This is a genomic window from Bradyrhizobium semiaridum (assembly GCF_020329505.1).
Classification (GTDB): Bacteria; Pseudomonadota; Alphaproteobacteria; order Rhizobiales; family Xanthobacteraceae; genus Bradyrhizobium; species Bradyrhizobium semiaridum.
Genome location: NZ_JAGKJJ010000023.1, coordinates 55,525 through 82,071 on the forward strand (window position 1 = coordinate 55,525; position 26,547 = coordinate 82,071).

General features: G+C 66.0%; 21 protein-coding genes, 1 pseudogene and 1 riboswitch. Of the genes and pseudogenes, 12 read left to right on the forward strand and 10 right to left on the reverse strand.

Annotated elements, in window-relative coordinates:
* Positions 1-135: 135 nt before the first annotated feature.
* Complete coding sequence (locus tag J6500_RS23575) at positions 136-1,008, forward strand: alpha/beta fold hydrolase (RefSeq protein ID WP_225715084.1); 873 nt, start codon at positions 136-138, stop codon at positions 1,006-1,008.
* Positions 1,009-1,138: 130 nt separating this feature from the next.
* Here J6500_RS23575 and metW read toward each other — a convergent pair whose 3' ends face one another.
* Both metW and metX read right to left on the reverse strand, forming a co-directional pair.
* On the reverse strand, positions 1,139-1,801 hold the full coding sequence (gene metW / locus J6500_RS23580; protein ID WP_225715085.1) for a methionine biosynthesis protein MetW: 663 nt from the start codon (positions 1,799-1,801) through the stop codon (positions 1,139-1,141).
* Positions 1,798-3,006, reverse strand: a complete 1,209-nt coding sequence (gene metX / locus J6500_RS23585; RefSeq protein ID WP_225715086.1) for a homoserine O-acetyltransferase MetX — start codon at positions 3,004-3,006, stop codon at positions 1,798-1,800. The genes metW and metX overlap by 4 nt, the downstream gene beginning before the upstream one ends.
* An 84-nt stretch (positions 3,007-3,090) precedes the next feature.
* Positions 3,091-3,170, reverse strand: a riboswitch (SAM riboswitch).
* 186 nt (positions 3,171-3,356) lie between these two features.
* On the opposite strand from metX, the gene J6500_RS23590 reads away from it, so the two are divergent.
* From J6500_RS23590 to J6500_RS23600, 3 genes are all read left to right on the forward strand, one after another.
* A complete protein-coding gene (locus J6500_RS23590) occupies positions 3,357-4,205 on the forward strand; it encodes a chorismate mutase (protein WP_225715087.1) in 849 nt (282 codons plus the stop codon).
* Positions 4,206-4,287: 82 nt separating this feature from the next.
* Positions 4,288-5,385 carry a histidinol-phosphate transaminase gene (gene hisC, locus J6500_RS23595; protein WP_225715088.1) on the forward strand — a complete coding sequence of 366 codons (1,098 nt, stop codon included), beginning with the start codon at positions 4,288-4,290 and terminating at the stop codon, positions 5,383-5,385.
* An 8-nt stretch (positions 5,386-5,393) separates the two neighbouring features.
* The gene (locus tag J6500_RS23600; protein WP_225715089.1) at positions 5,394-6,332 is read left to right on the forward strand and encodes a prephenate/arogenate dehydrogenase family protein; all 939 of its coding nucleotides are present in this window, start codon (positions 5,394-5,396) and stop codon (positions 6,330-6,332) included.
* Positions 6,333-6,379: 47 nt separating this feature from the next.
* On the opposite strand, the gene J6500_RS23605 is transcribed toward J6500_RS23600, so the two are convergent.
* Positions 6,380-7,366 (reverse strand): Bug family tripartite tricarboxylate transporter substrate binding protein, encoded by a 987-nt coding sequence (locus tag J6500_RS23605; protein ID WP_225715090.1) that lies wholly within the window; start codon positions 7,364-7,366, stop codon positions 6,380-6,382.
* Positions 7,367-7,658: 292 nt separating this feature from the next.
* Positions 7,659-8,846, reverse strand: coding sequence for a DUF2125 domain-containing protein (locus J6500_RS23610; RefSeq protein ID WP_225715091.1), 1,188 nt, complete (start codon positions 8,844-8,846; stop codon positions 7,659-7,661).
* A 125-nt stretch (positions 8,847-8,971) separates the two neighbouring features.
* Here J6500_RS23610 and J6500_RS23615 point away from each other — a divergent pair, with 125 nt between their 5' ends.
* The 3 genes and pseudogenes from J6500_RS23615 to J6500_RS23625 form a co-directional block, all read left to right on the forward strand.
* Positions 8,972-9,562 (forward strand): gamma-glutamylcyclotransferase, encoded by a 591-nt coding sequence (locus J6500_RS23615; protein WP_225715092.1) that lies wholly within the window; start codon positions 8,972-8,974, stop codon positions 9,560-9,562.
* A 343-nt stretch (positions 9,563-9,905) separates the two neighbouring features.
* Positions 9,906-13,016 (forward strand): efflux RND transporter permease subunit, encoded by a 3,111-nt coding sequence (locus J6500_RS23620; RefSeq protein ID WP_225715093.1) that lies wholly within the window; start codon positions 9,906-9,908, stop codon positions 13,014-13,016.
* 15 nt (positions 13,017-13,031) lie between these two features.
* Positions 13,032-13,318 (forward strand): annotated as a pseudogene (locus J6500_RS23625) (aldehyde dehydrogenase family protein); the annotation flags it as partial.
* 203 nt (positions 13,319-13,521) lie between these two features.
* Here J6500_RS23625 and J6500_RS23635 read toward each other — a convergent pair.
* Positions 13,522-13,905, reverse strand: coding sequence for a C40 family peptidase (locus J6500_RS23635; RefSeq protein ID WP_225715095.1), 384 nt, complete (start codon positions 13,903-13,905; stop codon positions 13,522-13,524).
* Positions 13,906-14,322: 417 nt separating this feature from the next.
* On the opposite strand from J6500_RS23635, the gene J6500_RS23640 reads away from it, so the two are divergent.
* The 3 genes from J6500_RS23640 (at position 14,323) to purB (ending at position 18,562) form a co-directional block, all read left to right on the forward strand.
* Positions 14,323-15,171: an SDR family NAD(P)-dependent oxidoreductase gene (locus tag J6500_RS23640; protein WP_225715096.1), complete on the forward strand. Its 849-nt coding sequence runs from the start codon at positions 14,323-14,325 to the stop codon at positions 15,169-15,171.
* Between the two features lie 137 nt (positions 15,172-15,308).
* The gene (locus tag J6500_RS23645; protein WP_225715097.1) at positions 15,309-17,003 is read left to right on the forward strand and encodes a GMC family oxidoreductase; all 1,695 of its coding nucleotides are present in this window, start codon (positions 15,309-15,311) and stop codon (positions 17,001-17,003) included.
* Between the two features lie 149 nt (positions 17,004-17,152).
* Complete coding sequence (gene purB, locus J6500_RS23650) at positions 17,153-18,562, forward strand: adenylosuccinate lyase (protein ID WP_225715098.1); 1,410 nt, start codon at positions 17,153-17,155, stop codon at positions 18,560-18,562.
* 19 nt (positions 18,563-18,581) lie between these two features.
* Here the strand turns inward: purB and J6500_RS23655 are convergent, their stop codons facing one another.
* The 4 genes from J6500_RS23655 to ftsE form a co-directional block, all read right to left on the reverse strand.
* Positions 18,582-19,349, reverse strand: a complete 768-nt coding sequence (locus J6500_RS23655) for a lysophospholipid acyltransferase family protein (protein ID WP_225715099.1) — start codon at positions 19,347-19,349, stop codon at positions 18,582-18,584.
* Between the two features lie 13 nt (positions 19,350-19,362).
* Entirely contained in the window at positions 19,363-20,073 is a 711-nt protein-coding gene (locus J6500_RS23660; RefSeq protein ID WP_225715100.1) for a YdcF family protein, read from the reverse strand.
* 161 nt (positions 20,074-20,234) lie between these two features.
* The gene (locus tag J6500_RS23665; RefSeq protein ID WP_225715101.1) at positions 20,235-21,206 is read right to left on the reverse strand and encodes a cell division protein FtsX; all 972 of its coding nucleotides are present in this window, start codon (positions 21,204-21,206) and stop codon (positions 20,235-20,237) included.
* Positions 21,199-21,858 carry a cell division ATP-binding protein FtsE gene (ftsE, locus tag J6500_RS23670; protein ID WP_225715102.1) on the reverse strand — a complete coding sequence of 220 codons (660 nt, stop codon included), beginning with the start codon at positions 21,856-21,858 and terminating at the stop codon, positions 21,199-21,201. The genes J6500_RS23665 and ftsE overlap by 8 nt, the downstream gene beginning before the upstream one ends.
* A 169-nt stretch (positions 21,859-22,027) precedes the next feature.
* On the opposite strand from ftsE, the gene J6500_RS23675 reads away from it, so the two are divergent.
* A complete protein-coding gene (locus tag J6500_RS23675; protein WP_225715103.1) occupies positions 22,028-22,897 on the forward strand; it encodes an MJ0042-type zinc finger domain-containing protein in 870 nt (289 codons plus the stop codon).
* Between the two features lie 34 nt (positions 22,898-22,931).
* The gene (locus tag J6500_RS23680; protein ID WP_225715104.1) at positions 22,932-23,309 is read left to right on the forward strand and encodes a response regulator; all 378 of its coding nucleotides are present in this window, start codon (positions 22,932-22,934) and stop codon (positions 23,307-23,309) included.
* 444 nt (positions 23,310-23,753) lie between these two features.
* On the opposite strand, the gene J6500_RS23685 is transcribed toward J6500_RS23680, so the two are convergent.
* Entirely contained in the window at positions 23,754-26,393 is a 2,640-nt protein-coding gene (locus J6500_RS23685) for a TIGR02302 family protein (RefSeq protein ID WP_225715105.1), read from the reverse strand.
* Positions 26,394-26,547: the final 154 nt, after the last annotated feature.

Sequence of the window (26,547 nt, forward strand, 5' to 3'; positions counted from 1 at the left end):
ATTTCATGCGGCGTTGCGGGAACGATTTCGGGGTCATTCCGCGCAGATCTGGTGGCCAAAAATAACCGGTGCTGCCGCATTGCAGCCCGGAAAATTAACTGCAAATCTGAGCGCGGCCCACGAGAGGAATGTTCAATGCCCCACGCCACGGCGAAAGATAATGTCCGCCTCTATTTCGAAGAGGCCGGCAGCGGCACTCCGATCATCTTCCTGCACGAATTCGCGGCTGACCACACCAACTGGGAGCCGCAGTTGCGCTACTTCTCGCGCGGTCACCGCTGCATCGCCTATTCGGCGCGCGGCTACACGCCGTCGGACGTGCCGCCGAGTGCCGAGGTCTACACTTACAAGCACTTCTACACCGATGCGCTCGCCGTGCTCGATCACCTCGATATCAAGAGGGCGCACTTCGTCGGGCTCTCGATGGGCTCCTATTCGTCGCTGCAGGTCGCCCTGAACGCGCCGGAACGCGCGCTGTCGATGACGCTCGCCGCCGTCGGCTCCGGTTCCAGCCTCGAGAATCTCGACGCCTTCCGCGCGCAGTGCCGCGCCAATGCCGAGCAATATGAAGCGATCGGCTCGATCGAAGTCGCGAAGTTGACACGCGAGGCGCCGAGCCGGATTCCCTTCCTGCTGAAGGATCCGCGCGGCCATGCCGATTTCTACGCCGCGCTGGCGCGTCACGACGCCAAGGGCTCGGCCAACACGATGCGCAGTTTTCAGGGCGGCCGGCCCTCGATTTACACCATGACGGAGGCGATCCGCCGCGTGCCGACGCCGGCGCTGATCCTGTGCGGCGACGAGGACGACAATTGCATCGCGCCGAGCCTATTCCTGAAACAGCATCTGCCGGCCGCAGGGCTGGCGTTCTTCCCGAAGTCCGGACACGTGCTCAACCTCGAGGAGCCGGCGCTGTTCAACGGGATGGTGGAGCGCTTCATCGCGCTGGTCGAGGCCGGCCGCTGGCCGGTGCGCGATCCGAGGTCGCTGGTGGCGGCGCCGGTGTGAGCCACCGTCATTCCGGGGCTCGCGAAGCGAGAGCGGAATCCATCGAGCCGCAGGTTCCGTGGGTGAATGGATTCCGGGCTCGATGCTGCGCATCGCCCCGGAATGATGAACGTGATTTATCCCGCGGCTCTCACTTCCCGCCGCCCCGGCTCAGCAAAAACACGCCCTGCTCGCCGAACATGTTCCAAACCCACCAGGGCAGATTGAGCGGCACCGGGCGGCCATAGAGATCGAGCGCCACCGCACGCTCCATCTTGACGTTGATCTCGTCGCAGAGCTGCACGAAATCCTTGATGGTGCAGAAATGGATGTTGGCGGTGTCGTACCAGGTCGCCGGCAGATTCTCGGTACGCGGCATGTGGCCGCCGACCAGGAGCTGCAGCCGCATCTTCCAGAAGCCGAAATTCGGGAACGAGACGATGGCGCGCTGGCCGATGCGCAGCAGGTTTTCCAGCACCACGCGAGGCTGCCGCGTCGCCTGCAGCGTCTGCGACAGGATCACGTAGTCGAAGGCGTCGTCAGGGTAGTTGACGAGGTCGGTATCGGCATCGCCCTGCACCACCGCCAGCCCCTTGGCGACGCAGCGGTTGACGCCCTCGCGCGACAGCTCGATGCCGCGGCCGTCGATGCCGCGGCTTTCCAGCAGCTGCAGCAATTCGCCGTCGCCGCAGCCGACATCGAGCACGCGCGAGCCAGGCCGCACCATGTCGGCGACCAGGAGGTGGTCGGTGCGATGGCCGCCGGTCCGCTCCGGCGTGACGCCCGGCAAGGGCAGTGTCTGCTGCATGCTCATGACTGGCCCTCACCGCTGGCGAGGCCGCGCGCCTTGCCCGCGGCCTGCAGGAACGCGCGGGAGATCTCGAAGAATTCCGGCACGTCGAGCAGGAAGGCGTCGTGGCCGCGATCGGTCTCGATCTCGGCAAACGACACCCGCGCGCTCGACGCGTTCAGCGCATGCACCAGCGCGCGCGACTCCGAAGTCGGAAACAGCCAGTCGCTGGTGAACGACACCACGCAGAACCGCGTCTTGATGCCGGTGAACGCCTTCGCCAGCGCGCCGTTGTGGTCGGCGGCGATGTCGAAATAGTCCATCGCGCGGGTCAGGTAGAGATAGGAATTGGCATCGAAGCGCTCGACGAACGACGAGCCCTGATAGCGCAGATAGCTCTCGACCTGGAAATCCGCGTCGAACGAGAAGGTCGGCAGCTCGCGATCCTGCATCCGGCGCCCGAACTTGCGATGCAGCGCTGCGTCCGACAGGTAGGTGATGTGCGCGGCCATGCGGGCCACGGCGAGCCCGCGATGCGGATGGGTATGCTCGTCGACATAGCGGCCGCCTCGCCAGTCCGGATCGGCCATCACGGCTTGGCGGCCGAGCTCGTGAAACGCGATGTTCTGCGCCGAATGACGCGTCGCACAGGCGATCGGCAGCGCGCAGAACACCCGCTCCGGATAGGCCGCGGTCCATTGCAGCACCTGCATGCCGCCCATCGAGCCGCCGGCAACGCAGAACAAGGTGTCAATGCCGAGGCGATCGATCAGCATCGCCTGCGCGCGCACCATGTCGGGAATGGTGATGACGGGAAAATCGAGCCCCCACACCTTCCCGGTCGCCGGATTGTGCGAGGCCGGCCCGGTCGAGCCCATGCAGCCGCCGATCACGTTGGAGCAGATGATGAAGTAGTTGTCGGGATCGAGCGGCTTCCCCGCGCCGACCATCGTGTCCCACCAGCCCGGCTTGCCGGTGACGGGATGAATGTTGTTGACGTGCTGATCGCCGGTCAGCGCGTGGCAGATCAGGATGGCGTTGGAGCGCTCGGCGTTGAGCGTGCCATAAGTCTGGTAGGCGATCTGGAACGGCGCGAGATCGACGCCGCAATCGAGCTTGAGCGGCTGGTCCATGCCGAACTTCGCCACCAATGACGTCGGGTGATCGGCCTCATGGGCGCGATCGTCGCTCGGGACCGGTTGGCTGGTTATCGGACGCACGTTGCTCATCTAGGCGACCTCGCCTCCGCGTGGGAGGCCTTGGACAGAAATCCGGCCATAAAAAACCCGGCCTGAACGATAGGTTCGGCCGGGAGCGATCTGTCCCCGGCCTGTTTAGCGAGTTGTTTAACGTGGCTGCAAGCCGGCCGGCTCAAATGACCACGGGACGGTTGGAAACTAGTCCTCAGGTCCCCCCTCGTCAAGACAGCCGGTCCGCGAGGCGCGTGGTTAACCCTTCGCGGAAGGCTCGCCTGCGAGGTTTCTCTTTGCTTTCGGCGGCCGTCTTTCCTAATCAGGGACCTGTCGGGGGCCGCGTCCGACCACCCGGACCAACACGGTTTGTCGCCAAGGTTTTCGCAATGTCCAACCCACCCCCGTCGCCGCCATCGCTGGCCGATCTGCGCAAGGAGATCGACGCGATCGACGAGCAGGTTCACCGCTTGTTGATGGCGCGCGGCGACATCATCGACCGCCTGATCCAGGTCAAGAAGACCCAGGAGGTCGGCTCCGCGTTCCGTCCGGCGCGCGAGGCCAGCATGATGCGCGAACTGGTGCAGCGGCATCGCGGCATCCTGCCGCTCGACACCATCGAGAGCATCTGGCGCGTCATCATCTCGACCTTCACCTACGTGCAGGCGCCCTTCGCGGTGCATGCCGACATATCCGTCGGCGAGTCGGCGATGCGCGACTCCGCGCGCTTCCACTTCGGCTTCGTGGTGCCTTACGTTGCGCACTTCAGCGCCCAGGCCGCGGTCGAGGCGGTGGCCGCCTCCAAGGGCGACCTCGCGCTGGTCTCTGCGATCGCGAGCCGCACGCCGTGGTGGAATGCGCTCGAAGCCGACGGCGCGCCGAAGATCATCGCGCGGCTGCCGTTTCTCGAGCGCGCCGATCATCCGGCCGCGCTGCCGGTGTTCGTGATCTCGCGGGTCGCCGACGATGCCATGGTCACCGAAGTCCAGACCTGGAGCGTGCGCGTCTCCGGCTGGACCGCCGACGTCGCCCGCGCGGTGGCGCCGCTCGCCGAGATCGTCGCCGTGCCCGACACCGCCTTCGACGGCGCGGCGCTCCTGATCTCGGTCACCGAGCCGGGCTTCGAGACCATCAAGACGGCCCTGATCAAGGCCGGCGCCTCGGTCCGCTCGTCGGCCCTCGTCGGCAGCCACGCAACGCGCTATACGGTGCCTTCTAACGGGACGGCCAAAGGCTAGGCCCGACCAGATTCTTGTTTTGACGCGTTTTCTTGCGGCGAACCGGTATCCACTTCGCTGGAAAACGCTCTAGGAGTTGATGATGTCCCGCCCCGTGCCGAACCCCGGCATTCTCGATATTGCGCCCTACACGCCCGGCAAGACCCCGACGCCGGAACCGGGCCGCAAGGTGTTCAAGCTGTCGGCCAACGAGACGCCATTCGGCCCGTCGCCGAAGGCGATCGCGGCCTACAAGGCGGCGGCCGACCATCTCGCGGATTATCCGGAAGGCACCTCGCGCGTGTTGCGCGAAGCGATCGGCCGCGCCTACGGCCTCGATCCCGACCGCATCATCTGCGGCGCCGGCTCCGACGAGATCCTCAACTTGCTCGCGCACACCTATCTCGCGCCCGGCGACGAAGCGATCTCGACCACCCACGGCTTCCTGGTCTACCCGATCGCCACGATGGCGAACGGCGCCAGGAACGTGATCGCCGCCGAGACCAACTACACCGCCGATGTCGATGCCATCCTCAAGGTGGTGACGCCGAAGACCAAGCTGGTGTGGCTCGCCAACCCGAACAACCCGACCGGCACCTATGTCCCGTTCGACGAGGTCAAGCGGCTGCGTGGCGCATTGCCGCCGCATGTGTTGCTGGTGCTCGACGCCGCCTATGCCGATTATGTCTCGCGCAACGACTATGAGCTCGGCATCGAGCTGGTCGCAACCACGGAAAACACCGTCGTCACCCACACCTTCTCGAAGATCCACGGCCTCGCCGCGCTGCGCGTCGGCTGGATGTTCGGGCCGGCACATATCGTCGATGCCTGCAACCGCATCCGCGGTCCCTTTAACGTCACGACGCCGGCGATGCTGGCGGCGGTGGCGGCGATCGAGGACACCGCGCATGTGCAGATGTCGAAGGCGCACACCGAGCAGTGGCGCAACTGGCTGACCGAGGAGATCGGCAAGCTCGGCCTGAAGGTGACGCCGAGCGTCGCCAACTTCGTGCTGATCCACTTCCCGACCGACAAGGGTAGGACGGCGGACGAGGCCGACGCCTATCTGACCCGGCGCGGCCTCGTGCTGCGCGCGCTGAAGAATTACCAGCTGCCGCATGCGCTGCGCATGACCATCGGCACCGAAGAAGCCAACCGCCTCGTGGTCGAGGGGCTACGCGACTTCCTGGCCGGAAAGTGATGGTGGACGTGAGCACGCCTCCGATTTTCAACCGCGTCGCGCTGATCGGCTTCGGCCTGATCGGCGGCTCGATCGCGCGCGGCGCCCGCGCGCAGGGCCTGGTCGGCGAGATCGTCACCACCGCGCGCTCGGAGAAGACGCGCGCGCGCGTCGCCGAGCTCGGCATCGTCGACAAGGTGGTCGCCACCAATGCCGAGGCGGTGCAGGATGCCGATCTCGTCATCCTCTGCATCCCGGTCGGCGCCTGCGGCCCGGTCACGGCCGAGATCGCTGCGCATCTGAAGCGTGGTGCGATTATCTCCGACGTCGGTTCGGTGAAGGGCGCGGTGGTCAAGGACATGGCGCCGCATCTGCCTGACGGCGTGCATTTCGTGCCGGCGCATCCGGTGGCCGGGACCGAGCACTCCGGCCCCGACTCCGGCTTCGCCGAGCTGTTCATCAACCGCTGGTGCATTCTGACGCCGCCCGAAGGCACCGATCCCGCCGCCACCGACCGGCTGCGCGCGTTCTGGGCCGCGCTCGGCGCGAAGGTCGAGATCATGACGCCGGATCATCATGACCTCGTGCTCGCGATCACCAGCCATCTGCCGCATCTGATCGCCTACACCATCGTCGGCACCGCCGACGAGCTGGCGCAGGTGACGGAGTCCGAGGTGATCAAATTCTCCGCCGGCGGCTTCCGCGACTTCACCCGCATCGCGGCCTCCGATCCGACGATGTGGCGCGACGTGTTCCTCGCCAACAAGGAAGCCGTGCTGGAGATGCTCGGCACCTTCAACGAGGATCTCTCCAAGCTGACCCGCGCGATCCGCCGCGGCGACGGCGAGGCGCTGTTCGACCACTTCACCCGCACCCGCGCCATCCGCCGCGGCATCGTCGAGACCGGCCAGGATTCCGCCGCGCCGGATTTCGGCCGCCCGCATGCGAATTTGCAGAAGCCGGGCTGACGTCAGCCTCCTATTCGCCGCCGTCCCTGCGATCGCAAGGCCGCGGTCTACGCCGGCGGCAGGCCGAGCGATTGCGCGGCCTCCATCCAGACCGGCAATTCGCGCTGGTAGAGTGCATTGCTCTCCTTGAAGCCGATCGCCGGCTCCAGCACGAAGGTGGCGAGAACCTCCTTCACTTTCGGATCGTTGTTGGCGGCGACGCAGAGCTCGGACAGTCGATCGACGATCGGCTGCGGCGTCGCCTTCGGCACCGCCCAGCCCGAGAAGCCGCTCACGGTGAAGAATTTCGAGGTCGCGCCCTGCTCCGGGAGCGTCTTGATATGGGGGATCGCGTCGACCTTCTTGGTGTGCACCGCGAACACGACGCCGCGATCGCCCTGCAGGACGGTTTGCGCCGCCGTGTAGCTGCCCATCGCGACGTCGAGCGTGCCTTCCGCAAGCCCGGTCCACATCGGCGCTTCGCCGCGATAATGGATCGGCTCGATGATGAGGCCATACTGCTTGTTGAGCTCGTTGATCGTCATGTGCGGCGCGGAGCCCGCGCTGTAGGTGCCGAAATTCACCTTGCCGGTCCTGCGCGCGAAGGCGACGAAGTCGTCGAGATTCTTGATGCCGAGCTTCGGATGCGCCACCAGCAGCAGCCCGGCGCCGGGGATGACGCTGACCAGCGTAAGGTCCTTGTCCATGTCGTAGCCGGGGTTCTTCATCATCGCCCGGTTCATCACATAGGTGGTCGAGATCGAGCACAGGATGGTGTGTCCATCCGGCGCCGCGCGCGCGACCTCGGCCGCGCCGATCGAGCCCGAGGCCCCCGCCTTGTTCTCGACGACGACGGTCTGCCCGACCTGCTTGGAAATGTATTCGCCGAAGGCACGCGCCAACAGGTCGGTCTGCCCGCCCGCCGGGTAGCTGCAGATCATGCGGATCTGCCGCGATGGCCAGGCCTGCGCGAAGGCGCTGCGCGATACCAAGGGCATCGCGGCGGCCGCCGAACCGGCAGCGATGAAGCGACGGCGATTGAGATGCGTCGGCATATGTCCTCCCTCGAATTTTCCGGAAGGGTAGCGTATCGCCCGGCCGCGGCCACGGGACAGATTGGCGCAGCGGATCAACACGAAATCGGCGCGGCACCGAAACAAAATTCGGTGTCGTCCCGGCGAAAGCCGGGACCCATAACCACCGCTGTGTATTGTTGTGGGTCGCAGGGGCCCCAGCTTGCCTCAACAACACAATCCTGTGGTTATGGGTCCCGGCTTTCGCCGGGACGACGATGGGGCGAGAGCCTCAGCCACGACGCGTACTGCGTAGCCCGGATGCAGCGAGTCCTCAAAACAGCGGCGGGACCTGTCCCACCTTCAGCGGGCCCATGAACACGGCGCCGTCGGCGAAGCGCAGCGGAAAGCTGCGGGCCTTCTTGCCTTCGAGCACGGCGTCCTTGCCGAGCGAATTGATGCCCGCGGTGATGCCGGCATTGGCGTTCTGCTTGATCACCTTGCCGAGGCCGGGGACCGCGCGATCCAGCGCGCCGAACAGATTGTTGATGTCCTGGCTCTTCACGCCGGGCGCGACTCGATCGAGCGTCGCCTGCGGCACGCCCTCCTCCAGCATCTTCTCGATGCCGAGCGCGGGGATCACGCGCTCGAGCCCGGCGACCGTCATCTGCAGCTCGCCCTCGATGCGCCCCTGCGCATTGAGGCGCAAGGTGCCGGCGGCGACCGAGAGCAAATCGCCCTGCTCGATCCGCGATTGCTGGATCTCGACGCTGCCGTTGGCCGCCTGGATCTCGCGGAAACGGTCGGGCCAGGGTTTTGGCGAAAAATCCTTCAGCCCGTTCAGCCGCGCATGGATGTCGGCATTGAACGGCTGCGCCAGCAGCGGATGCACGTCCTGCAATGTGCCGCCGTTGATCTGCAATTGGGTTTCGATCGCCGGGCTGTCCGGCGCAGAACCCTCGACCTGCCGGCCATGCAGCTCGATATGGCCGACGCGCGCCAGCGGCGATGGCACTGCGCCGGCGATCCGGTCGAGCGCGAGATCGTCGAATACCAGCGAGACACGCTGCGGCACCGCCGGCAGCCCAACCACGCTGCTGCGCCCGAGTCGCCAGTTCACCGACAGCGACGGCTGCGCGCCGCGCTCGGCGATGCTGGCCGGCCCTTTGAACTCGGCGATCACGAGTTTCGGATCATAGACCTGCGCCACCACCAGGATCTCGGCGAGGCGTGCCACGAACGCCATTTGCGGCGAGGCGGTCTGCGAGACCAGCATCACGCTCGGATCGGTGCAGCGGACTTCAAACCGGAACGGGTAGCCCGCCACCGAACGGTTGCCGCAATCATAGATCCGGCCGGCCTTGGCCTCCTGCGCCCGCCAAGCATCGGCCTGGACGCCGACCTGCGAGGCGGCAAACCACCAGAAGCCGCTCCACGCCAGCGCGGCGATCAGGACCACGACGGGCACGGCGTAGAGGCCGAAACGCGAGCGCCGGCGCGATGTTGAGGTCAGGTCGGACATGCGGGTCCTTTGGCGTGCGAATTTGTCAAATCTAAGCGCCGGTGCGGCGATCGAAAGGTTAAGCCTTGGAAACAGAACGGAATTTGCTTCGCTTGGGCGGAGCGTTCTGCTAGCCCATCAGCGCCATGCCAGCAAATATTTCCCAATCCGACAGCGCTGACGGCGAGCTATGGGTGTTCGGCTACGGCTCGCTGATGTGGAAGCCGGGCTTCGAGTTCCTGGAACAGGTGCCGGCGCGTCTGATCGGCGAGCACCGCGCGCTCTGCGTCTATTCGTTCGATCACCGCGGCACACCGGAGAAGCCGGGTCTCGTGCTCGGCCTCGACCGCGGCGGCGCCTGCCGCGGCATCGCCTTTCGCGTCGCGGCGCATCTGCGCAATGACACCGTCGCCTATTTGCGCTCCCGCGAGCAGACCACCAACGTCTATCGCGAGGTGACGCGCTCGGTGTGGCTGGAGAACGAGGCGCGGCAGCGCGTCAGCGCGCTGGCCTACGTGGTCGACCGCGGCCATGTGCAATATGCCGGACGGCTGTCGCTGACCGAGCAACTGCGCCTGGTGCAGCAGGGCCACGGCCGCTCCGGCGACAACCGCGACTACGTGCTCTCCACGGTGGCCGCGATCGAAAAGCAAGGCTTTCGCGACGCGCCGCTGCACCAGCTCGCGGCGATGCTGCGCGACGCCGGCACGCTGCACCACGATGCGCGCGGTAGGTGAAGCCGAGCAGGGCTGAGGCCCGTAGGATGGGTGGAGCGAAGGATTCTCTGTGTCGTCCCTGCGAAAGCAGGGACCCATAACCACCACTGCGCATTGCTGCGCCACACTGAGCCGCAGCCTGCCTTGACAACCAAGCCCTGTGGTTATGGTCCTCGATCGCGATTGGCTTGCCCACTCTACACCATTGTTGCCAGTTGTTGCTTGTTCCATCGATTTCGGCACCTCGTGCCGTACATCCGGCCGATCGCGGCGGAGGTGTGGCGGCGGGCTGTGACATTTGGGCTTTTGCATTACAACGCCGACGGATAGAAGCTGGCGGGCAACGACGTCGACCGCTGAAAGCATGAACCTCTCCGCCCCCTTTGTCCGCCGGCCGGTCGGCACCACGCTGCTGTCGCTTGGGCTCGTGGTGGCGGGCGTCATCGCGTTCTTCAAGCTGCCGGTGTCGCCGCTGCCGGATGTCGACATCCCGACCATCATGGTGCAGGCAACGTTGCCCGGCGCCAGCCCCGCCGACGTCGCGGCGACCGTGGCAAGCCCGCTGGAGCGGCATCTCGGCCAGATCGCCAGCGTCACCGAGATGACCTCGATGAGCTCGCTCGGATCCGCGCGCATCACGTTGCAGTTCGACATCAACCGCGACATCAACGGAGCGGCGCGCGACGTGCAGGCGGCGATCAACGCGGCACGCGCCGATCTGCCGACCAGCCTGCGCAGCAATCCGACCTACCGCAAGTTCAACCCCGCCTCCGCACCGATCCTGATCTACACGCTCACTTCGGACACGCTGACTCCGGCCGAGCTCTATGACGCCGCGTCCACCGTGCTCGCGCAAAAACTGTCGCAGGTCGAGGGCGTCGGCGAGGTCTCGGTCGGCGGCGGATCGCTGCCCGCGGTGCGGGTCGAGCTGACGCCGGCGGCGCTGTACAAATACGGCATCGGGCTCGAGGACGTCCGCGCCGCGCTGACCAGCGCCAATGCGCACAGCCCGAAAGGCGGCATCGACGTCGGCGACCAGCGCTACCAGATCTACGCCAACGACCAGGCGCGGAAGGCGAACGACTACAAGCCGCTGGTGGTCGCCTACCGCAACGGCGCCGCGGTGCGCCTCACCGATGTCGGCGACGTCATCGATTCCGTGGAGAACGTCCGCACGCTCGGCCTCTCCAACGGTAAGCCGGCGGTGGTGATGATCGTGTACCGGCAGCCCGGCGCCAACATCATCAAGATGGTCGACCAGGTGAAGGGGCTGATGCCGCAGCTCAAGGCCTCGGTCTCGCCGGCGATCGACCTCACGCTCGCGGTCGACCGCTCGCAGACCATCCGGGCCTCGCTGCATGACGTCGAGATCACGCTGCTGGTCGCGGTCGCGCTGGTGATCCTGGTCGTGTTCGCGTTCCTGCGCAACGCGCGCGCGACGCTGGTGCCGGTGGTGGCGGTCGGCGTCTCGCTGATCGCCACCTTCGCGGTGATGTATCTGCTCGGCTACAGCCTCGACATCTTCTCGCTGATGGCGCTGACGGTCGCGACCGGGTTCGTGGTCGACGATGCCATCGTGGTGCTGGAGAACATCGCCCGCCACATGGATGCCGGGATGTCGCGGCTGGAGGCGACGCTGCTCGGCTCGCGCGAGGTCGGCTTCACCGTGCTGTCGATGAGCGTGTCGCTGATCGCGGTGTTCGTGCCGATCCTCTTGATGGGCGGACTGGTCGGTCGCCTGTTCCGCGAATTCGCCATGACCATCACCATCGCGATCGCGATCTCGCTGGTGGTCTCGCTGACCACGACGCCGATGATGTGTGCCGTGCTGCTGAGAAGCGAGCGCGGCCTGCAGCACGGGCGGATCTACCGGTTCAGCGAATGGGTGTTCGAGCTGATGCTGCGCGGCTACCGAGCGACGCTCGCGGTCGCACTGCGCCATCCGCTGCTCGTGATGCTGATCCTCGGCACCACGCTCTACCTGAACTTCCACCTTTACGCGGTGGTGCCCAAGGGCTTCGTGCCCCAGCAGGATACCGGATTGCTGATCGGCTCGATCCAGGCCGACCAGAGCACCTCGTTCCAGCTGATGAAGCAGAAGCTCACGCAGTACATCGACATCGTCAAGAGCGATCCGGCGGTCGATACCGCGGTCGGCTTTACCGGCGGCGGCGGTGCGGGTCCGGGCGGCGCCACCAACACCGGCACGGTGTTCGCCTCGCTGAAGCCGATGGCCGAACGCAAACTGCGCGCCGACAAGGTGATCGAGCGGCTGCGCGACCGGCTGGCGGAAGTCGCCGGCGCCCTGCAATCCAACTTGGTCATCGACCGCGACGCCCTCGCCCGCCTCGGCATCACGATGAGTCAGGTCGACAACACGCTGTACGACGCGTTCGGCCAGCGTCAGGTCTCGACCATCTTCGTCGCGCGCAACCAGTACCACGTCATCATGGAGGTGGCGCCGCGCTACTCGCAGGATCCGGAGACCCTGAAGGAGGTCTACATCTCGACCGCGGGCGGAGCGGCGAGCGGCAGCCAGAGCAGCAACGCGATCGCCGGCACGGTCTCCTCCGCATCGCAGAAGAGCTCGGTCGCCTCGGTCGCGGCCAGCGTGGTGCGCAACCAGGCCACCAACTCGATCGGCGCCACCGGCAAGGGCGTGGCGTCGACCGGCAGCGCCGTCAGCACCAGCCAGGAGACCATGATCCCGCTGTCGAGCGTGGCGCGGTTCGAGCACGGCGAGACGCCGCTCGCGGTCAACCACCAGGACCTCTTGGTCGCCAGCACCGTCTCCTTCAACCTGCCGCCCGGCGTCTCCTTGAGCAAGGCGACCGAGACGATCGAAAGGGTCATGCACGAGATCGCCATGCCGGCGGGAATCCACGGCGGGTTCGCGGGCTCGGCGAAGATCTTCCAGCAGGCGCTGGCCAGCGAGATCTATCTGATCATCGCGGCGTTCGCGACGATCTACATCTCGCTCGGCATGCTCTACGAGAGCTATATCCACCCGCTGACAATCCTCTCCACGCTGCCCTCGGCCGGCGTCGGCGCGGTCGCGGCGCTGATGCTGTCGAATACCGATTTCGACATCATCGGCGCGATCGGGGTGATCCTCCTGATCGGCATCGTCAAGAAAAACGCGATCATGATGATCGACTTCGCGCTCGACGCCGAGCGGCAGCGCGGCCTGTCGTCGCGCGATGCGATCTTCGAGGCGTGCCTGATGCGATTCCGGCCGATCATGATGACGACGCTCGCCGCGCTGTTCGGCGCAGTGCCGCTGATGATCGGCTTCGGCGAAGGCAGCGAGCTGCGCCAGCCGCTCGGCATCGCGATCTTCGGCGGCCTGATCCTGAGCCAGATCCTGACGCTCTACACGACGCCGGTGGTCTACCTCTATCTCGACCGCGCCCGGCTCTGGACCCAGCGCAAGCGGGTGGCACGCCGCGCCCGCCGGGTGGCGCGCGCGTCCTGACCCCGGCGCGGCGATGACACGGAGGAAGACGCCATCCGGATCCCAACGACACCATCTATGGCCTCGCCGCCGGCATCTGGACCAAGGATCTCGCCCGCACCATCCGCGCGCCGAAGCAGCTGCGCGCCGGCACGGTGTGGGTGAACACCTACCGCGCCATCAGCCACATGATGCCGTTCGGCGGCATGCAGCATTCCGGCGTCGGCCCCGGACCTGCTCTCACAAATAGTGTTTGGCGACGAGCAAGAAGCCAAGCACGCCGGTCGTCACGGCGACGACGGCCACGCCGTTCCAGACGCTGAAATAGGCAGCCGACCAGAATGCAGGGATAGCAGCCTTCTTCGCTTTCTTGGGCATGTGCGGCCATTCGAAGCGGCGCCGCCGTCCGGTCAACACGGACGACGGCGCCTGTCTGAGAGGCTTCTGGCGAAGCCACAGCCAACCTAGGTGGCGTTGATGAACGGTTCGTATACTGGCGAGCCGTTTTCGCTAATGCGCGATGAGGTTAGAACGAAGCGTAAGCGTTGCGGAACGCGATGGCGCCGGCCAATGAGCGCGGCCGGGTGCGAACGGCGTGCCCGTCATTGCCGCTCTGCACGATCCATTGACCGTTCTGCTGGCCGACGATCTTGCCGACGTGATGACGCCAGACCACGATCGTGCCGATCGACGGGCCGCCCGCATTGCTGCCGTACCGCGCCCAGGATCGCGCCAGGTTGAACTGCGGGCCCGGATCGCTGCCGACCTGCGTGCGCATGTACCAGCCGCACCACGCAGCCGGACGTCCCGAATGTGCATAATGGCGGTGATGATGATGCCGGCCGCGGGCTTCGGCAGCCGATGAAGCAAGCGCCGAGAACACGGCAACCGCAACGAGGATTTTACGCATGACAATAGTCCTTCTTGCTGTTGGCGGAGACCATCCATGTGGGAGAGGGATTCGCGGATGATCCCGCGATCAATTTGCGAAGCGACCGCATCGGCCGGACGACGCAATGACAGGGCGGGCAAAGGCCCGCGGAGGCCTTTAAGTAACCGGCTATGGCCAAAATGTGGCTGATAATTCAGCGAGCACGGGCTGACATGCTCCTGAATGCGGTGGCACGGAGAGCGGCAAGAACCATGAGCATCGTGCGGGACCTGGGATGCGCAATTCCGCTGTTCGGAATTGGCTCTCCGCAGCTCAAACAGGTCGTATCGATATCCGCCGGCACGCTTTCCAATCGCGCGAAAGTGCGGTCAAATGCTGCTCCGGGACACGTGGCGCTTTCGGGCGAGGTGTCGGCTGACATGGGGGAGACTGCGCGTGAAAGAACTCGCTGGAAAGACCGCGTTCGTGACCGGCGCGGCCTCGGGCATTGGACTGGGAATCGCGACCGCTCTCGCCCAGGCCGGGGCGAAAGTCATGCTTTGCGATATCGAGGAAGCGGCGTTGTCCGCGGCGCTCGCGCAACTGAAGCTCACCAATGTCGATGTCGACGGCGTCAAAGCGGATGTTTCGCTCAAAGCCGAACTCGTGGCGGCCGCCGAAGCCACGATTGCCCGCTACGGCAAGGTGCACATCCTCGTCAACAACGCGGGCGTTGGTGGCGGCGGGCCCTACGGCACCTGGACCGATGCGGCGTGGGATTGGACCATGGGCGTCAACCTGATGGCGACCGTTTGGGGAATCGAGATTTTCGGGCCGTTGATCGAGCAGCATGGCGAGGGCGGACACATCGTCTCCACAGCCTCGATTGCCGGTCTTATTTCAGGGGCGAGCAATCCATACAATGTTTCGAAGTACGGCGTCGTCGCGCTGTCCGAAGGACTCCGGCCTGAGCTCGCGCCGCGCGGAATCGGCGTCTCGGTGCTGTGCCCCGGCTTCATCCGCACGCAAATCGTGAACTCGGGGCGCAACCTCCCCAGGCGCTTCGAGGGCGCGGTCCGCGCGCCGCCGACGTCGGGCCCACTTGCCGAGCGGATCAATCTGATCCGGGAACGCGTTTCTCAGGGCATCGATCCGATCTATGTCGGTGAACTCGTCCGCGAAGGCATCGAAGAGGACTGGCCGTATATCTTCACCGATCTCGAATTCGAGCCGCTCGTCGAAGCGCGCTTCGCCGCGATCAAGCAGGGCTTTGACCACATCCGCGGGCGCGCCCCGAAGCGATGACCGCCAGGTGCGAAAAATGCCGACCGAACAGCGACCTTGCTGCGCGGTCGCGCGAACTGCCGCATCCCAGCCGCGTGACGTCGAGATAATATCCCGCTATCGTTTCCGGACAAAAATCAAAAAAGGAAACGTCCATCGTGTACGACTACATTATCGTCGGCGGCGGCTCGGCAGGGTCGGTGCTGGCACACCGGCTGTCCGCAAAAAGCGCCAACAAGGTCCTGCTCTGCGAAGCCGGGCAGGACACGCCGCCCGGCAACGAGCCGGCCGAAATCCGCGACAGCTATCCGGGCACCGCCTATTTCGATCCGCGCTTCCACTGGACCGAGCTCAAGGTCACGACCCAAATCGTCAGTCACAACAATCCGGACGAACCACGTCCTCCCTTGCGCAAATACGAGCAGGCGCGCGTGCTCGGCGGCGGTTCGTCGATCAACGGCCAGATGGCCAACCGCGGCGCACCGACCGATTACGATGAATGGGAATCGCGCGGCGCCGCCGGCTGGAGCTGGAACGACGTGCTGCCGTTCTTCAAGAAGGTCGAGCGCGACCTTGATTTCGACGGGCCGTACCACGGCAAGGACGGCCGCATTCCCGTCCGCCGGATCCCAATGGAGCACTGGACGCGGCATTCGCAGGCGTTCGCCGAGGCATTCCGGCAGGCCGGCCATCAATTCATTCCGGACCAGAACGGCGAGTTCGTCGACGGCTATTTCCCGGTGACCCACTCAAACCAGGCCGAGCAGCGCGTCTCCGCCGCGATGGGCTATCTCGATCGCGACACGCGCAAGCGCGCCAACCTCACGATCTCCACCAATACGCACGTCAGGGAATTGCTGTTCGAAGGCACGCAGTGCGTCGGCGTCAAGGCGAAGGTCGATGGCCGCGAGCAGGAATTCCGCGGCCGCGAGATCATCCTCTCCAGCGGCGCGATCCATTCGCCGGCGCATCTGTTGCGCGCCGGCATCGGGCCGGTCGGCCACCTCCGGGACATGGGCATTCCGGTCCGGATGGGCCTCGCAGGCGTTGGTCAGCGCCTGATGGACCATCCGTCGATTTCGCTCTCGTCCTTTGTCCGCCGCGGCGCACGCATGAACGGGCACACCAGGCGCCACATGCAGCTCGGCCTGCGCTATTCCTCCGGGCTGCCTGATGTCCCGAAGGGCGACATGTTCGTCGTCGTGCTCAGCAAGTCGGCCTGGCACGCGGTCGGCGCGCAGATCGGCTCGCTGCTGACCTTCGTCAACAAGACCTATTCCGAGACCGGTCAGGTCAAGCTGGCCTCGCGCGAACCCGAGGCGGAGCCGATCGTCGAGTTCAACCTGCTCTCGGACCGGCGCGACCTCGACCGCCTGATGAGCGGCTTCCGCAAGATGGCGGCGGTGCAGATGAGCGATGCCGTGAAGGCGGTGACCGATAAGCCGTTCCCGGCGTCCTACACCGACCGCGTCCGCAAGATCGGCGTCGTCAGCAACAAAAACCGGATTTTGACCAGCATCGCCGCGGTGCTGATGGACGGCCCGGCTGCGCTGCGCCACTACATGATCGACAATTTCGTGGTCGAAGGTTTCAGCTTCGACGACGTGATCAACGACGACGAGGCGCTGGAGGCGTTCGTGCGCAAGGGCACCATCGGCGTTTGGCACGCCTCGTGCTCCTGCCGCATGGGGCGGGACGACGATCCGATGGCTGTCGTCGACACTCAGGGCCGCGTCAAGGGCATCCAGGGCCTGCGCGTCGTCGACGCCTCGATCTTCCCCGTGGTGCCATGCGCCAACACCAATTTCCCGGTCCTGATGTCGGCGGAGAAGATCGCCTCGGCGATGCTGTAAGCGGCCGCGATCTATTGCGGCTCCCTCAGGTAGCAATCTCCCCTTCGGCGCTCGACCGAGGTCGGCGACGTCCGTCGTAACGAAATTGCTAGAATGCATCCGTCGTTGTTGTTATTGCCAAGCCAGACCCGGAGCAATGGCTGATCCCGATGCATCTCGAACCGCTGACTGCAATAAGTTCCGTCGATGGCCGCTATCGTGCGACCGCCGAAGCGCTGGCGGAGTATTTCAGCGAGTACGCGCTGATCAGGATGCGCCTGATCGCCGAATGCCAATATCTCATTGCGCTCTCGGATACCAAGGGCATCGGGATGCGCCCGCTGACCCCGGCCGAGAAGACGATGCTCCGGGCGTTGCCGGATATCACGGTCGAAGACGCACAGATCGTCAAGCAGATCGAGCGGGATGGCTATGGCGGCATTCCTGCAACGAACCACGATGTGAAGGCGATCGAATATTTCATCAAGCTCAGGCTCAAGGACTCGAGCCTTGCCGACGTGCTCGAATGGGTCCACTTCGCGCTGACCTCCGAGGACGTCAACAGCGTCGCCCACGCGCTCGCGCTCCGCGGCGCGCTCGAAGCGGTCATGCTGCCGGCGCTCAAGAGAGTGCACGATGAGATCGTTGGCCTCGCCCGGGCTCATGCGGACACGGCCATGCTCGCCCGCACCCACGGCCAGAGCGCGACACCGACGACGTTCGGCAAGGAAATGAACGTCTTTGCAAAGCGCCTCGAAAAGCAAATCACGCCGCTCAGGAACAGTTCCGTTCTGGTCAAATGGGGCGGGCCGTCGGGCAACTACAACGCCCAGATGGTGGCCCTGCCGCAGGTCGATTGGCTCGCCTTTGCGCATTCCTTTGCAGAGCGCTTGAATGCGCAAGGCGCGGGCAACACGCATTTCGTTCGCCTCGAGCTCAACGAGGTGACGACCCAGATCGAGCCGCACGACACCTACGCGGAGATGTTCGACAATCTCCGCCGCATCAATACGGTCCTGCTCGACCTGTCGCAGGACATGTGGCGCTACATCTCGGACGGATGGGTCACGCAGAAGCCGAAAGACGGCGAGATCGGCTCGTCCGCCATGCCGCACAAGGTGAACCCGATCGATTTCGAGAATGCGGAAGGGAATTTCGGCATCGCCAACGCGCTGTTCGAGCACCTCTCGCGAAAGCTGCCGGTTTCGCGCCTGCAGCGCGACCTCTCTGACTCCACCGTGGCGCGGACCTTCGGCACCGCATTCGCCCATTCACTCATCGGCTATCACGCGCTCGCACGCGGCTTCAGCAAGATCGGCGTGAATGAACAGGCGCTTGGCGATGCGCTCATGGCTCATCCGGAGGTCCTGGCCGAAGCGATACAGACGGTGCTGCGCGTCGCCGACGTCGAGATGCCGTACGAGAAGCTGAAAGCATTGACGCGCGGCAAGCAGGTCACGCTGGAAGACCTCGCGGCGTTCATCGACGGCCTCGATATCAGCCCGGACACCAAGGCGCAGCTCAGGGCACTCCGGCCAGGAAATTACACCGGCCTCGCCGGCCTGCTCGCGAGGAAGTAGCGTCTCGTCCGCGCCTGCCCTACCCCTTCGCCGGGCTCGGCACGCTGCCGAACAATTGCGCCTGCTCGGCGCGGGCGGCGTCGACGATGCGGGTGGTGGCGGTCTCGATTTGGTCGCGCAGCCGGGTCATGAATTCGTCGCGCGGCAGGCCCGGCGGCAGCGGATCGAGGAATTCGACCACCAGCGTGCCGGGGTAGCGCATGAAGGTGCGGCGCGGCCAGAACAGGCCGGAGTTGAGCGCGATCGGCAGGCAGGGCACGGCGCTCTCGACATAGATCTGGGCGACGCCGGCCTTGTAGGCGGGCGGCGCGCCCGGCGCGGTGCGGGTGCCCTCGGGGAAGATCACGAGCTGGCGTCCCTGCTTCACCTCGGCCGCCGCCTGCTTCAGCGTCTTGAGCAGCGAGCGCGGGCCGCCGCCGCGCTCGACCGAGATCATGCCGGCCTTCTTCAGGAGCCAGCCGAACACCGGGATCATCATCAGCTCGCGCTTGAGAATGAACAGTGGGTGCTCGAAGAAGCGCACCAGCGCAAAGGTCTCCCAGAACGACTGGTGCTTCGAGGCGATCACAAGCGGCCCTTGCGGGATCTTCTCGACGCCGCGGAATTCGATCCGGATGTTGCAGATCACGCGCATCAGGAACAGGCTGATGTCGGCCCATGCCGCCTGCAGCGCCATCAGCGCGCCCCGCGGCAATAGCAGCGTCGGGATCGCGACGATGCACAGCAAGACCAGCACCAGATAGAACAGCACGTTGAAGATCAGCGAGCGCAGGAAGATCGACGTCATCTCTGTCCCAGTATCAATTCGCCTGCGCCGTGGCCGGGCGGCGCGGGGCGCTTGGCGGCTCGCCGGGATCGGGCCTCAGCTCGAGACCGACATCGGCCAGCCGCACCCGCACCTCGGCGGCGACGTATTTGGCGTACTCCGATAGCAGGAGACGGAACGTCGCGCCACTTGTCCACCACGGCTCGTCACGCCATTTCTCGCCGACCACGGCAAACGGAATCAGCGTGACGTCGGGCATCGCATGCGACAGTTCCACGATCGCGCGCGGCATGTGATAGTTCGAGGTCACCACGATCAGCGACTTGAAGCCGCGATCGCGCGCCCAGCGTCGCGTCTCCGCCGCATTGCTGCGGGTGTTGACCGCGGAACGGTCGAGATCGACGCAGCAGCTCATCAGCCGCTGGCTGTCCGGCAGCGAGCGCGAGATGTCGCTCGCGTCATTGGTCGGATGCACGCCGGAGATCAGCAGCCGCTTGCCGTAGCCTGCGGCGAGCAGCTCCATCGCGTCTGATACCCGCGAGGAACCGCCGGTCAGCACCACGATGCCGTCGGCGCTCTGCGGCGGATCGGTCTCGACCCCGCGCAGCTGCGACAGGAAGCCGACAAAGCCGATACCGGCGGCGACAAAAGCCAGTGCCAGCGGCGCGACGATGGCCGCGCGCAGCCAGCCCCGCAGGCGCGCGGCACGGCCGTTCGGCGACGTATCGTCGGTCTCCAAACTCATGTGATGCGGTAGTCCTTCCCCCCGAGGAATTCTAGAACATGAAGCTAAAAAGTGGAAACCGGTTTTGCCGCGCCGCAAGACCGGGCATCTGCGCGCAATGTCACATTCGGGCGGCCGGTGCGATCCCGATGACGGTACCGCACAGCGCGGCCTCACGGCGGTCAGTCGATGTCATCGAGCGTCGCAAACAGGGTGCGCCGCGATGCCCAGGCGGTGATCGCCGCGATCAGCACCGCCTGCAGCGCCAGCACCAGATAGCCCGACGGCCGCAGCGAGAAGGTGCCGAGCAGGGCCGCGAACTGATCGCCCACCGGCGTGCCGGAAAACCAGTTGGCGATCGATTCAGAAAAGCCGAATGCCAGCATCGCCGCGCCGCCGCCGATCAGCCCGCCTTCGAGGCCGAGCCGCAGGAAGTGGCGCAGGAAGCGGTTGGCGATGTAGCTGTCGCCGGCGCCGACGAAATGCAAGACCTCGACGATCGGCCGGTTGGCCGCCATCGCGCCGCGGGTGGCGAACGACACCGAGATGATGGTGGCGATGATGACGAGGATGAGGATGCCGACGCCGGCAAACATCGTGGCGCCGGTCATCGAGCGCATCCGCTCGATCCAGGCGCGGTGATCGTCGACGCTGGCGGTCGGCGCGACCTGCGTCACCCGGGCGCGCAAGCCTGCGAGGTCGAGCGTGGTGCCCGGCTGCACCCGCGCCACGATGACGCGCGGCACCGGCAATTCATCGATCGAGAGCCCGCTGCCGAGCCACGGCTCGAGCAGCTTTGAGGATTCCTCCTTGCTGAACGGCCGCACCTCGAGGATGCCGGGCTGCGCCCGCATCGCTTCCGTTGCGGCCTGTGCATCGCGGTCGAGGTCGCGGCCGGCCTGAGGCCGCACCTGAATGGTGACCTCGCTTGCGACCTCGGACTGCCACTCGGCCGCCGAGGCGCTGACCAGCAGCACGGTGCCCGTGGTCAGCGAGGCCAGGAAAGTCATGATCGCGACGACGGCAACCAGCGCGCGGCCGGCGATCGAGGCGCGCGGCACGATCGGCGACATGTTGCGCGCGGTGGCCGGGACCTGCGGGCGTTCGCGACCGAGATCGACCAGCGGCACCTTCTCGTCGCCGGCCTTATTCATAGATGTGCAACCGTCCCTGGTGCAGCACCAGACGCCGCGCCTCGTACTGGTCCATCAGCGTGATGTCGTGGGTCGCGATGATGACCGCGGTGCCGGATTTGTTGAGCTCGATGAACAGCCGCAGCAGGCGGCGCCCGAGCGTCGGATCGACGCTGCCGGTCGGCTCGTCCGCCAGCAATAGTTGCGGCCGCGAGATCACCGCGCGCGCGATCGCGGCGCGCTGCTTCTCGCCGCCCGACAGGATCGGCGGCAAGGCATCCATGCGCTCGCCGAGGCCGACCCATTTCAGAAGATCGATCACCTCGCGGCGATAGCTCGATTCCTCGCGGCCCATCACGCGGAACGGCAGCGCCACGTTCTCGTAGGTGGTCATGTGGTCGAGCAGGCGGAAATCCTGCAGCACGATGCCGATGCGCCGGCGCAGCTCGGCGACCTGATCCTTGCTCAGCAACGAGACGTCGTGGCCGAACAGGTTGACCAGTCCACGGGTCGGCCGCAGCGACAGGAACAACAGCCGCAGCAGCGAGGTCTTTCCCGCCCCCGAGGGACCGGTGAGGAACTGGAACGAGTGCGCCGGGACCGTGAAGGAGAGGTCGCGCAGAATCTCCGGGCCGAGCCCGTAGCGAAGACCTACATGTTCGAACCGAACCAAGCCTAGCTCCGTTCGAGAGGGCCGAGAGCCCGATACCCCACGCCAGCGGCACCCCGGCCGGCGGACCGGCCGCGCACCGCGCAGACGGGTTGTGCTTCGGTTATGGTTTCCGATTCGTTAACGGTCGCTAGATAGCATCCGGGCAGAGTCACGGTAGAGATTCGGCTCCATGCATATCGTTTGCCCGCATTGTACAACATCCTACGCCATTCAGCTCGCCACCCTGGGCGAGGCCGGACGCACCGTCCGCTGTTCCCGCTGCAAGGAGGTCTGGCTGGCGCGGCCGGAGGATGCGCGCGAGGCCGTACCGCCGATGGTGCCCGCCGGCAGCGACGCGGCCGGCGAGTGGGAGGCGATGGAACGGCAGGACCATGACGGGCAACCCCCGATCGTCGAAAGCCCCCCGATTTCGGCCGACTGGCCCGGCGAGGGCGACCGGGCGGGCCACGGCACCGACTGGCCGGAGCTGGCCCAGCAGGATGCCACCGATCATGCCGAGAGCCTGAGCACAGCCGGAACCAAGCGCGGCTTCCGCCTGCCCCGGCTTTCCGGCCTATTCCGCCGGCCCTCGCTGCCCCGGATCCCCTTCATGCCCGTGGTCGGCGCCCTGCCCACTACCTGCGCGGCGATGGCGGCACTGATCGTCGCGCTCGTGGTCTGGCGCAACGACGTGGTGCGCTTGTTGCCGCAGACGGCGCTGTTCTACAGGATGGTCGGGCTCGAGGTGAACCTGCGCGGGCTCGCATTCAAGGACCTCAAGATCACCAACGAAACCGTCGACGGCAAGCCCGTGCTGGTCATCGAGGGCATGATCGTCGGCCAGACCCGGAAGCCGGTCGAGCTGCCGCGGCTGCGCTTCTCGGTGCGCGACGCGCAGGGTGCTGAAATCTACGCCTGGAATGCGGTGCTGGAGCAGTCGGTGCTCAATCCCGGCGAACGCGCCTTCTTCAAGTCACGCCTCGCCTCGCCGCCGCCTGAAGGCCGCAATATCGATGTACGCTTCTTCAACAAGCGGGACCTCGCCGGCGGCCGCGCCTGAGGCCACCCGCGATTCGCTTTTCGGAAATGAGCTCATGCCGCGTGTCCTGATTGCCGACGACGAAGACTCCATGCGCACGCTGGTGGCGCGCGCGATCGCCATGGATGGCCACGAGACCGTCACTGCACAGGACGGCGCCGAGGCGTTGGAAATGCTGACCCGCGACGAGGGCGCGTTCGACCTCTTGCTCACCGACATTCAGATGCCCGTAATGGACGGCATCGCACTGGCGCTGACCGCGGCGCGCGATTTCCCAGCGTTGAAGATCCTGCTGATGACCGGCTTCGCCCATCAGCGCGAGCGCGCCTCGGGCCTCGAGGCGATCGTGCACGACGTCGTGACCAAGCCGTTCGCGGTCGCCGACATCCGCACCGCGGTGGCCGACGCGCTGGCGGCAAGGAAGGCGAGCTAGCTTCCCTCCACCTGCTCTAGAACCGTCATCCTGAGAGAATGCGAATGTATTCAGCGTCGTCCTGGCGAAAGCCAGGACCCATTTCTCCAATCGCTTGTTTTCGTGCGACGCTGGAGCCGCGATCCCGCTCTCAATCGAATTCGGTGGTTATGGGTCCTGGCTTTCGCCAGGACGACGATGTGGGCAGGCCGCTCGCTACAATTCTCACACCGTCATCCTGAGGTGCTCGCACTCCAGCGATAAAGGCGAAGCCTTTGCGCGGGGATGACGGATTGGTTTGCTCAACTTGCTCGACGTCCAGTATTCCAGAGGCAGTCGCTATTGAGCCGATAGGCCGCGGGATACTGGATCGCCCGGTCCATGTGCGCAATTGCGCACAGGCCGGGGCGATGACAGCGGAGGGGATGGGGAGCGTCCTCGTCCGTCGTAGCAATGACGGCTGGCTCAATAATCCTTCAGCAGGCGCTCGATGTAGTCGAGCTCGAGCTGCGGCCGTGAGGGATCGGCGAGGCGGCGGCGGAGCTCTTCGAGGATGCGGCGGACGCGCTGGACGTCGATCTCGCCGGGGATCTTCACCGTGTAGTCGTCACCGAGATCGCGGCCGTGCAGCGGCCGGCCCAGCGGATCGGTGCGGTTTCCGCCGCTCTGCTGGCGGCCGGCGCGGTTGCTGGGGCTGTCGCCCGGCTGGTCGCCGTCGCCCTGCTGCATCGACTCGGCGAGGCTCTGGGCGCCCTTGCGCAACGCATCGAGCGCGCGGCCCTGCGAATCCACCGCGCCGTCGGCATTGCCTTCGCCGAGCCGTCCGGTGGCATCACCCATCGCGGAATCGGCCTGATCGAGACCATCGCCGTCGTCGTCACCCTGGTCGCCCTGATCGCCGCCGCCCTGCTGTCCCTGCTCGGCCTGATCGCCCTTCTGGCCTTTTTGGCCTTTCTGACCCTTCTGGCCGCGCTGATCCGGACCCATGCCGCGCTTGGCGAGCTCGTCCTGCAACTTCTTCAAGCGGTCGCGCAGCGCCTGCTGATCCTGCTGCAGGTCGCCCATCGACTGCTCGCCCTGCTTGCCGCGCATGCGGTCGCGGCGCGAATCCTGGCCCTGCTTGAAGGTCTTGTCGCGCAACTGCTGCTGCTTGCGGATCATGTCGCCGAGTTCGTTGAGCGCTTGCTCCATGCCGTCGTCGCCCTGCCCGGGTTGCGCCATCTGCAGGTTTTCCAGCATCTGCTGCATCTGCTCGAGCAGTTGCCGTGCCGCCTCCTTGTCGCCGGAGCGCGACAGCCGCTCCATGCGGTCGAGCATGTTCTTGAGGTCCTGCTGGCTCAGCACCTTGGCATTGGGATCGAGCGGCCGGGCGAGCTGCTGCGGGTTGTTACGGAACTGCTCGACCATCTGGCGCAGGAAATTGTCCAGCGCGGCGCGCAGATTGTCGGTGAGCTTCTTGATCTCCTCGTCGCTGGCGCCGCGTTCCAGCGCCTGCTTCAGCGCGTCCTGCGCCGCGCGCAGCGCCTTGTCGACGTCACTGATGTTGCCGTCCTCGATGGTGACGGCGAGCGCCCACAGGCTGGCGACGACCTCGCGCATCTGGTCGTCGGTGCGCGCCGCCTCGAGCTGGTGGCTGACGCTGAACAGGCCGAGATACTGGCCGGCATCCGGCGTGAACATCTCCGGCGCGATCAGCAGCGCTTCGAGCGCGGCGAACACCTGGCCGTTCTGGTTGGCGTCGAGCGCCAGGATACGGCGCTGCTCGATCAGCGCGCGCGCCAGCGGCTTGGTGAAGAGCCGCTCGGGCAGCCGCATGTTGAACGGATCGCTCTTGGCCTCGTTGCCCGCTTCATCCTTGGCGGTCAGCGTCAGCGTCACGTCGGCGCCGGCATAGGGATCTTCCGTGAGATCCTTCAGCGTCTGGCCGACGCCGTTGCGGGTGCGCGCATTCGGCAGCACCAGCGCGAATTGCGGCGGCTCGAACAGCGGACGCGGCTGCACCGCCTTGCCGGCGTCGCGGCTCGGATCCTTGACGTCGCTCGGACGCGCCGCGAACTGCGCGCGGGCTTCACTGACGCCGTAATCGTCCTCGAGCTTGTAGGATAGTTGCAGCGAGCCGCGCGCCTGCCGCTCCGGATCCTTGGCGAGCGCGATCGATGGCGGACGATCGGGAGTGGCGATGAACTTCCACTGCGGCTGGCCGGCCGGGGCGCGGACATGCGCGGTGCCGTCGGCCGTGATCTTGAAATGCCGCTCGTTGGTGCCCTTCGGCGCCGCCTCGGCGGGTGCGACCTCGGCCACGCCGCCGCCGACCGCGACGTCGATGTTGCCGCCGCTGGAGCGCACCAGCAGCGTGGAGCCGGCCGGAACCGCCAGCGGGCCGCTGTCCGCCGCTGCGGCGTCCTTGTTGGCATTGGACAGGATGATCGGCGGCCTGCCGGTGTAGTTCGGCGGCGTCACCCAAGCATCGACCCGGATATTGGCCGGCGCCATGATGCCGTTCCAGTCGAATGCCGAGACGAGGCGCAGGCCGCGCTCGTCGCCGGCCGCGACATAGGTGGCGACCAGCATCACGATGACCAGCGCGCGCAGCGCCCAGGGATCGTGCAGCGAGACGCGCGGCCGCGGCAGCCCGGCACGGATGCGCTTGATCGAGGCCAGCGTGCGCTCGCGCTGCGCCTGCCACAGCGCCACCGCGAACGGATCCTGCGTCGTCAGCGTGTCGGAGAGCGTGGTCGCGGGACGATGCCGGATGCCGGCGCCGCGATCGAGCCGGCTGAGGGCCTCGTCGCGGGTCGGCCAGCGGAAGCGGACCAGCGGCAGCAGCGTCGCGAGCGCGGCAAGCCCGAACAGCGCGGTGCCCGTCACCCGTGCGGCAAACGGCAGTACCAGCCACAGCCCGGCCCATGACGCGACCAGGAACAAGCCCACGACTGTCAGGAACCGCGCCAGATGCGGCCAGGCCCGTTCCCACGCAATCGCAAATGTTGCCCGCTGCAGGGCCTCCGTCAGCTTGGATTGCGTCAGCTTCAGCCGCGCAGTCACATCGCTGTCGCGCGTCGCGCGAGAGGGGGTCTCTGACGGGTCGAGGTTGGCACCGCTCAATAAAATCTCCGGGTTACCAGCACGTCAGCCTAGCACAGCGGCGGCATTGAGGCACCCGTTTCGGGGCGAAACCCACACCGGGAAATACGCATAACACGAAGGCGTGACTGCCGCCGTCCTAGCCCGTAACGTCCCGGCCCGAACCGCCGCATGA